At 61.0% G+C, this 12583-nt stretch carries 13 protein-coding genes, 1 tRNA gene and 1 pseudogene; 2 read left to right on the top strand and 13 right to left on the bottom strand.

What is annotated here, in order from left to right; genetic code table 11:
- Positions 1 to 23: 23 nt before the first annotated feature.
- The 10 genes from QZY01_RS17875 to rpmH form a co-directional block, all read right to left on the bottom strand.
- A complete protein-coding gene (locus QZY01_RS17875; RefSeq protein WP_294539923.1) occupies positions 24 to 851 on the bottom strand; it encodes a helix-turn-helix transcriptional regulator in 828 nt (275 codons plus the stop codon).
- A 171-nt stretch (positions 852 to 1022) separates the two neighbouring features.
- Positions 1023 to 2177, bottom strand: coding sequence for a succinyl-diaminopimelate desuccinylase (gene dapE / locus QZY01_RS17870; RefSeq protein WP_294539921.1), 1155 nt, complete (start codon positions 2175 to 2177; stop codon positions 1023 to 1025).
- Positions 2178 to 2194: 17 nt separating this feature from the next.
- Positions 2195 to 2656, bottom strand: coding sequence for a hypothetical protein (locus QZY01_RS17865; protein WP_294539920.1), 462 nt, complete (start codon positions 2654 to 2656; stop codon positions 2195 to 2197).
- Positions 2653 to 3507, bottom strand: a complete 855-nt coding sequence (gene dapD / locus QZY01_RS17860) for a 2,3,4,5-tetrahydropyridine-2,6-dicarboxylate N-succinyltransferase (protein WP_294539918.1) — start codon at positions 3505 to 3507, stop codon at positions 2653 to 2655. Before dapD ends, QZY01_RS17865 begins: the two co-directional genes overlap by 4 nt.
- A gap of 71 nt (positions 3508 to 3578) precedes the next feature.
- The gene (locus tag QZY01_RS17855) at positions 3579 to 4301 is read right to left on the bottom strand and encodes a pyrimidine 5'-nucleotidase (protein ID WP_294539915.1); all 723 of its coding nucleotides are present in this window, start codon (positions 4299 to 4301) and stop codon (positions 3579 to 3581) included.
- Positions 4298 to 5203: an acetylglutamate kinase gene (gene argB / locus QZY01_RS17850; RefSeq protein WP_294539914.1), complete on the bottom strand. Its 906-nt coding sequence runs from the start codon at positions 5201 to 5203 to the stop codon at positions 4298 to 4300. Before argB ends, QZY01_RS17855 begins: the two co-directional genes overlap by 4 nt.
- 39 nt (positions 5204 to 5242) lie before the next feature.
- A complete protein-coding gene (yihA, locus tag QZY01_RS17845) occupies positions 5243 to 5926 on the bottom strand; it encodes a ribosome biogenesis GTP-binding protein YihA/YsxC (RefSeq protein ID WP_294539912.1) in 684 nt (227 codons plus the stop codon).
- Between the two features lie 64 nt (positions 5927 to 5990).
- Positions 5991 to 7832 (bottom strand): membrane protein insertase YidC, encoded by a 1842-nt coding sequence (gene yidC, locus QZY01_RS17840; RefSeq protein WP_294539911.1) that lies wholly within the window; start codon positions 7830 to 7832, stop codon positions 5991 to 5993.
- Positions 7833 to 7834: 2 nt separating this feature from the next.
- Positions 7835 to 8332, bottom strand: a complete 498-nt coding sequence (gene rnpA, locus QZY01_RS17835) for a ribonuclease P protein component (RefSeq protein ID WP_294539909.1) — start codon at positions 8330 to 8332, stop codon at positions 7835 to 7837.
- A 32-nt stretch (positions 8333 to 8364) separates the two neighbouring features.
- A complete protein-coding gene (rpmH, locus tag QZY01_RS17830) occupies positions 8365 to 8499 on the bottom strand; it encodes a 50S ribosomal protein L34 (protein WP_010300405.1) in 135 nt (44 codons plus the stop codon).
- A gap of 417 nt (positions 8500 to 8916) precedes the next feature.
- Between rpmH and QZY01_RS17825 the strand changes: the two genes are divergently transcribed.
- Positions 8917 to 8993, top strand: a tRNA-Arg gene (locus QZY01_RS17825).
- Between the two features lie 226 nt (positions 8994 to 9219).
- Here QZY01_RS17825 and QZY01_RS17820 read toward each other — a convergent pair.
- The 3 genes and pseudogenes from QZY01_RS17820 to QZY01_RS17810 all read right to left on the bottom strand — a co-directional run bounded on the left by QZY01_RS17820 (position 9220) and on the right by QZY01_RS17810 (position 11368).
- Positions 9220 to 10626 carry a PucC family protein gene (locus QZY01_RS17820; RefSeq protein WP_294539884.1) on the bottom strand — a complete coding sequence of 469 codons (1407 nt, stop codon included), beginning with the start codon at positions 10624 to 10626 and terminating at the stop codon, positions 9220 to 9222.
- 403 nt (positions 10627 to 11029) lie between these two features.
- Positions 11030 to 11194 (bottom strand): annotated as a pseudogene (locus QZY01_RS17815) (light-harvesting protein); the annotation flags it as partial.
- Between the two features lie 12 nt (positions 11195 to 11206).
- Entirely contained in the window at positions 11207 to 11368 is a 162-nt protein-coding gene (locus QZY01_RS17810) for a light-harvesting protein (protein WP_294539882.1), read from the bottom strand.
- 573 nt (positions 11369 to 11941) lie between these two features.
- Between QZY01_RS17810 and QZY01_RS17805 the strand changes: the two genes are divergently transcribed.
- Positions 11942 to 12520 (top strand): hypothetical protein, encoded by a 579-nt coding sequence (locus QZY01_RS17805; RefSeq protein WP_294539880.1) that lies wholly within the window; start codon positions 11942 to 11944, stop codon positions 12518 to 12520.
- Positions 12521 to 12583: the final 63 nt, after the last annotated feature.

Genomic DNA, 12583 nt, shown 5'->3' with positions numbered 1-12583 from the left:
TTTGACCAAATATCACAACGGCATCAAAACGGGAAGTTATCATCTTGTTCAACTAGTTCCGCATGCTTTCCGTTTATCATTACACGACCACCGTCCCAGGGGACCTTTTTTGGGGGAGCGCTTCCAATATATACTTCCCTGTGAAACACATTAACATTTCGATTATCTATAAATATCAAAAATTTGTAATCTGAATGGAACTTATAAACCATTGCTCCTTCGCCGAGACAGGAAAATTCGCGTTCCTGGTCTCGGCTCCAATACATATAGTTGTTACCATAGATATATATGCCTTTCAATTTTAATTCATTTATGATGATTTCAATTTTATTTAGAGATTGTTTTTCTTCTATCTGTAATGCGAGCGGCGGCATAGCCTCGCATTTATTTTTTTCAGATTGGAAATTATCTCTTTGTCGGCAATTAACAATATTTACGTTTTCTTCAAGTTTTTTCAAAAGGTCGGAGACCGTTGCATCGATATTGTTTACGTTTAGATTCCATATAAGTTCTGGCCCTGAATCCAGTAAAATTGCGAATTGAAATGCATCAAGCTGCCTCATTTCGAGTTGCTCGAACCCGGAATCATTGATACCGCACTGAATACCGCTGGGGTTTTCGGAGGGAACGACTTCCAACTTGGGAGTCATAATCAAATGATCCACTGGAATTTTGAGATGCATCGCAACTCTTTTTAGAGTTTGATCTTTCGTTGACACGCCATCGGCGATCTTTTTCAGCGTACCACGCGACATACCCAAAGCGCCTGCCAAGTCCACTCGGCTTTTGTTGTGCGCCTTCAGCACCTTGTCCAGAGCACCAATTTCAGGAGTGAGCATTGTCTTTGCCATCGATGTAATCCTTTCGATAGCCAGAGTTTGTTCGAAATGCTGCCCTGTTACAAGCTCTATTTGTTGCACTACAATGTAGAAAATAGAGTTTTAAAACTGCTCACCGCTGATTAATTTTTGCATTCGATGACCACTTTTGCGGCCACGGACCATCCACGAAAATGGTAGCGTTTAGGCGAAATAGCTTTCCAGAATCCGCGCGTAAATCGCCGTCAGCCTGTCGATGTCGGCGACCGCGACGCGCTCGTCGATCTGGTGCATGGTCTTGCCGACCAGCCCGAATTCCACCGCCGGGCCATATTGGGCGATGAAACGCGCGTCCGACGTGCCGCCGGAGGTGGAAAATTCCGGCCGCCGTCCGGTCTCGGCCTCTATCGCCTGCGCCGCCAGTTCGGTGAAGGGGCCGGGCTCGGTGATGAAGGACACGGCGTTGCAGGGATCGAATTCCAGCTCGAAATTTTCCGGCCCGCGCGCCGACAGCAGCCGGCTCCGGATTTCCGCCTTCAGGCTGTCCGGCGTCCATAGATCGTTGAAGCGGATGTTGAAGCGCAGCCGCGCCTCGCCGGGGATGACATTGGTCGCCTCGTTGCCGATGTCGATCGAGGTGATTTCGAGATTGGAGGCGTCGAACCAGTCGGTTCCGGCATCGAGCGGCTGGTCCTTGAGCGCCGCGCATAAGGCCAGCAGATGCGCGACCGGATTATCGGCGCGCTGCGGATAGGCCACGTGCCCCTGAACGCCGCGCACCAGCAGCCGGCCATTGAGCGAGCCGCGCCGGCCGATCTTGATCATGTCGCCGAGTTCCTGCGCATTGGTCGGCTCGCCGACGATGGCGTGATCGAAACGCTCACCCCTTTGCGCCAGCCATTCGAGCATCTTGACCGTGCCGTTGATTGCCGGGCCTTCCTCGTCGCCGGTGATCAGAAAGCCGATCGAGCCCTTCGGGCGCCCATGCTTTGCGAGATAGGCAAAGACGGCGGCGGCGAAAGCGGCGATGGCGCCCTTCATGTCGGCGGCGCCGCGTCCGAAAATTTCGCCGTCGATGATGTCGCCGGCGAAGGGATCGACGCGCCATTTGGCCCTGTCGCCCGGCGGCACGACATCGGTATGGCCGGCAAACAGCAGGAACGGCGCGCTATCGCCGATGCGCGCGTAAAGATTGTCGATATCCGGCGTGCCTACTTGCGAAAACGGCAGGCGATGGGTGACAAAACCCGCGTCGCGCAGGCGCGTTTCCAGAAGGTCGAGCGCCCCGGCGTCGGCGGGGGTGACGGACGGTTTCTTGATCAATTCGCGCGTCAGCGCCACGGCGGGACTCGGCGCCATTGTCGTGCCATCCTCGTCTATTCGGCTCGCAGGCCCAGTTCGAAAAATTGCACCAGGAAGACCGCGACCGCCGCCAGCAGGAACAGCCATGGCAGAAACTCCGGCAGCAGCCCGAAGAAATTGGGTTGCGCCCAAAAAGCGGCCCCGGCGACGAAGCCCGAGAGCGGCCAGACGGCGGCCCAGCCGGGGTCGAGGCTTTTGGCGCGAAAGCGCTTGGCCGAGAGATTATACTGGCTGACCTGCGCCAGCAGCAGGACGCCGGCGAACACCAGAAGATAGACGAAGGCGAGAAAAGCCTTGAGGTCGAACAGACCCTGCGTCGAAAGGTCGCGCTCGGTCCAGGGACTTACGAGCCGCCACAGCAAGGCCAGCGCAAGGCAGAGGCCGGTGAGGGCGAGCGTCCAGCGCCGCCAGAGCGGGGCGGAAATGGTTCCGTCGCTCTGGCGGAAGAGGAAGCGGAACTCGCCGTTTTGCATCATTCGCGCAATAATTCGTTGATGGCGGTCTTGGAGCGCGTCTGGGCGTCCACGGTTTTGACGATGACGGCGCAATAGGTCGATGGGCCGGGCTGGCCGTCGGGCAGGGGTTTGCCGGGCAGGTTGCCGGAAACCACCACCGAGAAGGGCGGCACATAGCCGACGTGAATCTTGCCGGTGGCGCGATCGACGATTTTGGTCGAGGCGCCGATGAATACGCCCATGGCGAGCACCGCGCCTTCGCCGACCACCACGCCCTCGACCACTTCCGAACGCGCGCCAATAAAGCAATTATCCTCGATGACGGTCGGGCTGGCCTGCAGGGGCTCCAAAACGCCGCCAATGCCGACGCCGCCGGACAGATGGACGTTCTTGCCGATCTGGGCGCAGGAGCCGACGGTGGCCCAGGTGTCCACCATGGTTCCGGTATCGACATAGGCGCCGAGATTGACGAAGGACGGCATCAGTATGACGCCGGGGGCGATATAGGCGGACTGGCGCACGATGCTGCCGGGAACTGAGCGGAAGCCGGCGGCGAGGTGATCCTTGGAGCCCCAGCCATCGAACTTGGAAGCGACCTTGTCGAACCAGGTCGCGCCATATGCGCCGCCGGGAATGACATGCATGTCATTGAGCCGGAACGACAGCAGCACGGCCTTTTTGAGCCATTCATTGACTCTCCAGCTTTCCGGGCCGGTCTTGCCGGGGATTTTTTCGGCCACGCGCAGCTTGCCGGAGTCGAGCAGATGCAGCGCCGACTCGACCGCCTGGCGAATGTCGCCGGTGGTTTTCGGGGTGATATTGGCGCGGTCCTCGAAAGCGGCGTCGATGATGGTCGCGAGCGCGTGCGGCATGGGCGTTTCCTGTTTGCAGTTCTTGAGGCTGGCTATTCTTGGCGCTGGTTTCGGGTTTTGAGGCGGAGAAGTCAAGGTGACGGCGTCATCACCGTCCGCAGAAACCCCTCCAGATCGTCGGTGACGAAATCGACATGCGGCGGTTTGCCGCTGGTCTTTTCCCAATCCTCGCGGTGATCGAGGGCGCCGTGCTTCTGGCGCACCAGCACCGTCAACATGCCGCTCGCGTGCGGCGCTTCGAGATTATGCACCATGTCCTCGAACATCGCGCTTTTTGCCGGATCGACGGCATGACGCTCGAAAAACCGCTGGTAGGTCGAAAGCGCGGGCTTTGGCAGGTAATCGGCCTGTTCGATGGCGAAGAAATCCTCGAACAGGCGCTCGATGCCGAGCTGTTTGACGGTCGCCAGCGCATGGGCGTGGGAGCCGTTGGTCAGCACGAGCTTGCGTCCCGGCAAGGCTTCGATCGCCTGTTCGAGCTCCGGATTGGGCTTGAGCGAAGTGCGGTCGATGTCATGGACGAAATGCAGGAATTCTTCCGGCTTGATGTCATGCTCGCGGATCAGGCCGGCGAGCGTCGTGCCATAGGCGCGGTAATAATGTTTTTGCAGCGCCCGCGCCGAAAGGCCGTCCATGCCGAACAGCCCGATCATGTAGGCGGTGATGCGCGCGTCGATGCGCGGCCACAGATCGCTGTCGGGCGGATAAAGCGTGTTGTCGAGGTCGAACACCCAGGTATCGACCCGGCGAAAGGCCGCGAGATCGTGGGTTATTTTTCCGCTCGGGGCGTTCACCGGGTGATCAGCGTCCCGGCGCCGTGATCGGTCAGGAGTTCGATCAGCACCGCATGGGGAATCTTGCCGTCGAGAATGACCACGCCCTCGACGCCTTTCTCGATGGCGTAGATGCAGGTCTCGACTTTCGGGATCATGCCGCCAGTGATCGTGCCATCGGCGATCAGGCCGGGGATTTCGCCGATCCGCAATTGCTTGATCAGGTTCTTGTCCTTGTCGAGCACGCCGGGCACGTCGGTCAGCAGCAACAGGCGCTTGGCGCCCAGCGCCCCGGCGATGGCGCCGGCGAAAGTGTCGGCATTGACGTTGAAGGTCTCGCCTTCGGACCCTTGCGCGATCGGGGCGAGGACCGGAATCAGTTCGCGGCCCAGAATCTGTTCGAGCACGGTCGAATCGACTTTCGAGGGTTCGCCGACAAAGCCGAGATCGACAGGCGGCTTGCCCGGCTGCTCGACCTTGACCACCTTTTGCGCGGTGACCATGTTGCCGTCCTTGCCGCACAGGCCGATGGCGCGTCCGCCCTCGCTGTTGATCAGGCCGACGATCTGTTTGTTGATCGCGCCGGCCAGCACCATTTCGACCACTTCGACCGTGGCCTTGTCGGTGACGCGCAATCCGTCGGCGAATTCGGACTTGATGCCGAGCTTGGTCAGCATGGCGCCGATCTGCGGTCCGCCGCCATGTACGACCACCGGATTGACGCCCGACTGTTCGAGCAGCACCATGTCGCGGGCGAAATCGCGGGCCCCCTCCTCGTCGCCCATGGCGTGGCCGCCATATTTCACCACGATGATGGCTTCGTCGTAGCGCAGCATGTGCGGCAGCGCCTGCATCAGGATCTTGGCCTGATCTATGGCGGCGGCCTGGTCGATCGGGGGGCGGGTGGCCGGCGTGTCGGTCATTGCGGGCGCCTCTCTTGGGGATGGGCTTGTTTAGCCTGTTCAGGCCCGGTCGAAAACGTGTCTGTCGCGCTCGAACATCAACAGGGCGATGGCCGCGCGCAGTTCGCCAACCCCTTCGTCCTCGTGCGAGGACAAAAAGATGACCTCCGGATGCGCCGCCGAGTGACGGCGCAGGCCAGCCTTCGCCTCAAGAATCGTATGTTCGATCTGTGACGCTTTGACTTCGTCGCGCTTGGTCAGCACCAATTGATAGGACAGCGCGGCCTGGTCGAGCTGGTCGAGCATGTCGTGATCGAGCGGCTTGAGGCCGTGACGTCCGTCGATGAGTACGAAAACGCGGGCAAGCGTCGCCCGGCCGCGTAAAAAGTCCGTCATCAGCCGGGTCCAGTTGGCGATTTTTTCCTTGGACACCGCAGCATAGCCATAGCCGGGCATATCGACGAGGCGCAGCAGAGGCGCGTCGGGGTTGGGACCGAGGTTGAAGAAGTTGAGCTGCTGGGTGCGGCCCGGCGTATGCGAGGTGCGCGCCAGCGCCTTGCGTCCGGTCAGGGCGTTGAGCAGCGAGGACTTGCCGACATTGGAGCGCCCGGCGAAGGCGATTTCGAGCGGCCCCATCGGCGGCAGGCCGTCGATCCTGTCCGCCGCCCAGATGAAATCGCAGTTCTGGGCGAACAGCTTTCGCCCGATTTCCGCGAAATCCGGTTCGATGTCGGCGTCGGTCAAGGGTACAGCCTTTTGTTATCTGCAGCCTGCGCAATGACGACGGGGAAGCGCGGCGGGGCCGCCCTCACGCCGGCTTGCGTGAAAAAGTCTTTTTCAGATTGTCGAATAATTCGACCTTAACGCCGGCTTTTTTCATGATCAGCATCTGCTGCGCCACCGACAGCGTGTTGTTCCAGGTCCAGTAGATGACGAGGCCGGCCGGGAATGAGCCGAGCATGAAGGTGAAGATCACCGGCATCCAGGCGAACATGGTTTTCTGGACCGGATCGGCCGGCTCTGGGTTCATCTTCATCTGAACCCACATCGAGACGCCCATGATCAGCGGCCAGACGCCGAGATGCAGCAGGTGCCCGATCATCGGCGCCTGGGTCGGATCGAAATGCAGCAGCCCGAACAGGGTGAAGACATTGGTTGGGTCGGGCGAGGACAGATCCCTGATCCAGCCGAAGAACGGCGCATGGCGCATTTCGATGGCCACGAACAGCACCTTGTAGAGCGAGAAAAACACCGGGATCTGCAACAGCACCGGCAAGCAGCCGGAGACGGGATTGATCTTCTCCCGCTTGTAAAGCTCCATGATTTCCTGTTGCTGCTTGGCCTTGTCGTCGGGATATTGCTCTTGCAGCGCCTTGAGCTTGGGCTGGACCATCTTCATCTTGGCCATGGACAAATAAGATTTGTTGGCCAGCGGGAAAAACAGGCCCTTGACCAACAGCGTGATGACCAGGATGGCGACGCCGAAATTGCCGACGATGCCGTAGATCGTCTCCAAGAGCCAGAACATCGGCCGGGTGATGAAATGGAAATAGCCCCAGTCGATCAGCATGTCGAATTTTCGGATGCCCTGGACGTTCTGATAATAATCCAGAACGCGGCTCTCCTTGGCGCCGGCGAACACGCGGGCGCTGGTTTCGAACCGGGCGCCGGGCTGGATGGTTTGCGCCTCGGCGAAGACATCGGCCTGGAACTGCGGCTTCAGGCCGGGAAACTCGCGAAACCAGCCTTTGAAATTCTGGGTCTGGTCGGGCACGATCGCCGCCGCCCAATATTTGTCGGTGAAGCCGAGCCATCCGCCCTGGGCGTAGCCCTCGCCCGGCAGGACCTTGGCGCCGTTGGGCTCCTTGGCGATGGCGGCATAGGTGATTTCGGTCGAGGGCGCGTCGGCGCCGACGACGCCGATGAACCCTTCGTGCAGCACGGCGAAGCCGGACGTCGTCGGCATGCCCTGGCGCGTCGCCGAAGCATTGGGATAGAGCGTGACCGGCTCCTTGCCCTGGTTTTCGACGCTGTCGGCGACGGTGAACATATAGAATTGGTCCACCGTAATCTTGCGCCTGAAAACCAGCCCCTTGCCATTGTCCCAGCTCAGGGTGACGGGCGTCGCCTCGGTCAGCCGGTCGCCATCGGCCTTCCACAATGTGTCGGCCTTGGGGACATCGAGGGCGACGCCGCGCGGGGCGACATAATTGAGATCGATGAAATAGCCGTCGGGCGCGCCCGAGGGCGACAGCAGCACGATGTTCGGGCTGCGCGGGTCCACGGTCTCGCGGTATTTCTTCAAGGCGATGTCGTCGAAACGCGCGCCCTTGAGGGCGAGGGTGCCGAACATGTTGGCAGTGTCGATGGCGATGCGCGGGCTTTGCGCCAGCGCCTCGGCGCGGGTCAGCGGCTGGGCGGCTTCCGGCGGGAAAGCGCTTGACGGCCCCAGGGCGCTTGACGGCCCTGCGGCGGGGTTGTTGGCCTCGGCATTGGCCGCCTTGGGCTGGCCCGAGGCGTCAAGCTGCTGAAGCTGCTCTTGCGTCTGGCGCGCAGCCTGCATTTTCGGCGCGCCGAAAAAATGATTCCAGCCAATGATGACCAGGAGCGACAAGGCCATGGCGAGGATGAGATTTTTTTGATCCTGCATGTTCAAACGTCTTGCTTGCGATCGGCGGCCGGGGAGGCGGGAGGCCGGCGATCTGGGCCGGTCTGGTGAATTCGGGTCAGGGCGCGGGCGATTTCGCCGCGCAATTCTTCGAAGGGGGCGGTGAGCGCCTCGATCCGCGCCACCAGCACATAATCGTGTCCGGCTTTCGACAGCGAAAAATCCGCCAGCCGCACGGCTTCGCGCAGGCGGCGGCGAATGCGGTTGCGGATGACGGCGTTGCCAACTTTCTTGGTGACGGTGAAGCCGAAACGTGGGCTCTGCGCGATTTCGGACTCCAGCGCCATTTCGCCGACCCGTTCGCCGGACTCCGGACCAGCCCCTTGCCGCCGACGGGCCTGCAACACGAAACAGCGTTGATGCTGCCGCCGGCCCTTGGCGGCGCCAAGGAAATCGGCGCGTTTCTTCAGTCGCAAACAAAGGGGCCGCTGGGCGTCAGCCTCGCGGGGAGAAAAAGTTTCGCCGTCGGATGGACGGGTCATGGCGGGGCCGCGCGCGCGGCGCGTTGGTGTCTTCAGGCCGAAAGGCGCTTGCGGCCGCGCGCCCGGCGGGCGGCGATCACCTTGCGGCCTCCCACGGTGGCCATGCGGGCGCGAAAGCCGTGACGGCGCTTGCGCACGAGTTTGGAAGGTTGATAGGTCCGCTTCACGGGTCTGCTCCGGTTTATCTGGGCGCGTCGGCCAAACAGGACTGGACGCGGTCTGAATGCAAAAGGCTTCGCGCTTCGTTTTTTGGTTTCCCGCCTGCGGCCAAGAGACGGCAATATCAAGAGACGGCAATATCAAGAGACGCCAACAGCCGGAAACCACGTCGGCGCGAAGCCGAAATAGCGAGCGGCCTTATAAGGGCAAGGGCGACGAAAAGTCAACGCGATCGCGGCGCCGCGAAACCTTATCTCCCGCGCAGGAACCGGCGGCGCGCCAAGGTTGAGCCGCGCCGCCCGTTCCCGCGCCGGCGGGCGCCCGCCGGCGTGGGAGATTTTGTGCGCCTGTCCCTATTGCCAAGGCGGAAGGGAGCGGCTAAACACCGCGCCACACCTGCGGCGCCGAGTGAAGCGCCGCAAAAGGCGCCCGTAGCTCAGCTGGATAGAGCACTAGACTACGAATCTAGGGGTCAGAGGTTCGAATCCTTTCGGGCGCGCCATCAAAATCAAAAACTCAAGACGAAAAAGCCGGAGCGTCTCGCTTCCGGCTGTTCTCGGGGTCAAGCTTCCGGATAACAATCCGCGCTTGAACGAAAGACCCCGCATCCGGTTTTCACCGTGCGGGGCCTTGATCCCTGGCGGCTGTTCATCCGAGCGCGCCCTGGAATTGCGAGATTGATAGCCCGCGCTTGTGTCAAACTGACGACAGCCGGCGCAAAAGCCGCTTCAGGCGGAAGTCTGAGCCGCCGGGGCTGATTCCGGAGAGCGGCGAAGCAGCGGGGCCATGACGGCGATGGCCGCCAGCAGCAGCAGCATTTCGAGGCCGTAAACGGCGTCGTAGGAGGTCGCGGGTCCGAATGGCTGCTGGATCGGCAGTCCGGCGACGACATCGCGGATGACGCCGCCCATGGCGATCGCCAGTCCCGCCGCCGAGGCCTGCACCGCGCCCCAGGCGCCGAGCGCCAGGCCCGTCTGGTTCTCGGGCGCCAGATTCATCGTCGCCGTCAAGGTGCCATGGCCGAACAGGCCCGCCCCGAACCCGATCATCATCGTGCCGAAGCCAAACAGCAGGGTCGAATCGAACGGCGCCGCGAGAATGACGGCGGCGAAAGCCGGAATTCCGGCCAGGGCGCCATAGCAGGCCATGCGGAAGGGATCGGCCCCGCGGCTCAGCACGCGGGAGGCGAGAGCGAAGCCGAACAGGCCGCCGATGGCGAGCGCCGCCGTCAATCTTGTCGTCTGGCCGACGGTAAGGCCCAGAACCTGTCCGCCATAGGGCTCCAGCAGGATATCCTCCATGCTGAAGGCCATGGTTCCAAGGCCAATGGCGACCAGCCGGCGGATGGCGTTCTCGCCCGAGGTGAAGCTCGCCCAGGATTCCCGGAACGAAGGCGGGCGGACCGTGTTCTGAGCTCGCGAGGGCTTTCGCGCCTCCTGCTTCCACAGCGCGATGGAATTGAGAACCATGGTCGCCACGGCCGCGCCCTGGATCACCTGGACGAGGCGCCCGGGCGTGAAATCCGCCAGCAGGGCGCCAAACAGCTGCGCGCAGACGATCATGCCGACAAGCAGCATCACATACATCAAGCCGACGACTTTAGGCTGGGCCTGGGTCGGCGCCAGATCGGTGGCGAGGGCGAGACCCACGGTCTGAATCGTGTGCAGGCCGGCGCCGACGAGCAAAAACGCCGCGCCTGCTCCGGCATAGCCGAGCCATGCCGGCGCCTGGCTCGCATTACCCGCGCCTGCCAGCACCAGCAGCGCGAAAGGCATGATCGAGAGCCCGCCAAATTGCAACAGCGCGCCCTTCCAGATGAAGGGCACGCGCCTCCAGCCCAGCGCCGAATGATGGTTGTCGGAGCGGAAACCAATCACGGCGCGCAACGGCGCGAAAATGAGCGGCAGCGAAATCATGATCCCGACCAGCGAGGCGGGAACCCCAAGCTCGACGATCATCACGCGGTTGAGCGTGCCGACGAGCAGGACCAGCGCCATCCCGACCGAAACCTGAAACAGCGACAGCCGCAACAGCCTCGGGAGCGGCAATTCCGGAGTGGCCGAATCGGCGAATGGAAGAAAGCGGGTTCCGAGGCCCGCCCATGCCCGCATCGCTTTCTGGCTAAATCGATTCATGACATTGGCGATCCAAAGTTCTTGGGCGATCCAAAGTTCTTGGGCGATCCAAGTTTCTCGGGCGATCCAAAGTTCGCGAGCGATCTAAGGTTTTGGGCGATCCGGAGTTCCGGTTCGATCGAACAGGCGCCCTGCGAGGCGGCTGTATGCGCAAGGGTCTTTCAGCGCGCGTAACCGCCGATTCCCGCTCCTGCGATAACATGGCGGTCGACATCCGAGGACGCCGGCCGCCAAGAGGGCTTCGAAAAGCTCATTTCGTCGCTGGTGGCGCCGAATCATGTACGACATTGGCGGCGAGAACAGCCGTTCCGGGCTGCCAGGTCGTCGAGTTGTCGACCGAGAACGTGACCTTCGCGCCGTTCGGCAAGACAACTTCGCCGACTTGCGGAAGCGGAGCGGTCTCGGCGGCGGCCTTGACGCCCTTGCCACCCTGCCAATAGCCGGAGAACCACGTCGTGTGGCTGAGCACCGAGTAGTGCACCAGCAAGGCGATTGTGGCTACCGAGCCCAAAAACAGCGGCAGACCGACGGTGGGATTGACCACCAGCCATATTCTAGCTTGGTTCATGGTCGGACCTCCCTAATGCAGCCAAGGTGAAAAGGAATAGGCGAGGATATGCGCGAACAGCGCGATGACGAAGAAAACCCTCGCTCCGTCGATCACGTGCCTGTGCAGTTCTTCCGATTCCGGCAACGTCAAGCCTGTCGGCCATACCCTGTTCGGGTCGTCTTGATCAGCCATTTGCCAACCTCATTGATTTCAGCAGATTGCTCTCGTGCTCCACCTGCACGCAGGTAGCGATCGCCCAATTTGGACGGGCCCCCCGGCATCGCCAAAGCCATTCAGCGTGGAACCATCTGTAACTTTGCATTTACGCTTGAAACTGTCAATTCGATGTGACATAAATTTGCTCGGAATAGGGCGTCACTTCGAAACCGCCTGCGCGAGGCTAAAGGCGCGTCGCTTCAGCGGCTTTCGGTTGGTGCGCTGGATTCGCAGGCCCGCCAGTGCGCCGGGTTCGGAGGCGGAGACGGGCAAGGCATCGGATTGGGCCGAGGCAAGTATCTGATTTCAAGAGGGATGCCCATTTAGGACGGTCAAGGCGGCGCAAGCGGACGGAGACCGTCACGGTGGGTTTTTGAGTGGCGGGTGTTGAGGCTTCCAAGGTGTCTGAAGCAAAAGCCTGTGGTATAAGGGGGGGTGGTCAGACCGTTCTGGATAGCGCAACCGCCTGAATAGTAAGGGGTGTGACAAAAGGACGCGCCTGTTCGCGAGATGCCTAATGAGCATGTTGAGCAACGAAGGAATGAAGTCATGACCACGATCATTACGCGGCTTTATGCCGCAGAAGAACACGCTGTCGCCGCTGCGAACGCGCTCAAGGAAAGATTCCGTTCGGAGCATATCAACCTGGTCACGCGATCAAGCGGTCAGGACCCCGCAGCTCAAGTCATCAAGGGCGGCGTCCACCCGTCCCACGCCGCCATCTATGCCGACAAAATTCGCCAGGGACATGCGCTTGTGAGCGTTAGCGCGCCATGGGGTTTTGGGAAAAGCGCCTTGCATGCGCTCAACAGTCATGGACCGGTCGACTCCGGCATCAAAAACCCTGACTTTCATTATACTACGGCTTCTACGCGCGACCCGTCGCCGTTCTCGGATCTCATCAAACAGACGGTGCTGGCAAAGTCGAAATCTTCCATCAAATTGCCGGAAAACAAGTCTTTGACGTCCTCTTTCGGGTTCCCCACGCTTTCGAATTCGAAATCGCGCACCCCGCTTCAGGACAACGCGGCGCCCTTGTCCGCGCTTGCGGGTCTGCCGACGATCAGCCGGGCGAAGCCGTTTTCTTCCCTGGTGGCGGACGATAGGTCCGGCGTCACTCTGGTTTAGGGCGCGACCCTTCGGCTTCTTCATCCGTCGGGTCTTCCCGACGGCTGGATTTCGAAGCGGGGG

Origin of the sequence: uncultured Rhodoblastus sp. (genome assembly GCF_903903185.1) — a bacterium.
Classification (GTDB): domain Bacteria; phylum Pseudomonadota; class Alphaproteobacteria; order Rhizobiales; family Beijerinckiaceae; genus Rhodoblastus.
The sequence above is the reverse complement of the archived record's forward strand: the minus strand, read 5'-3'. Positions and strand labels throughout refer to the sequence as shown.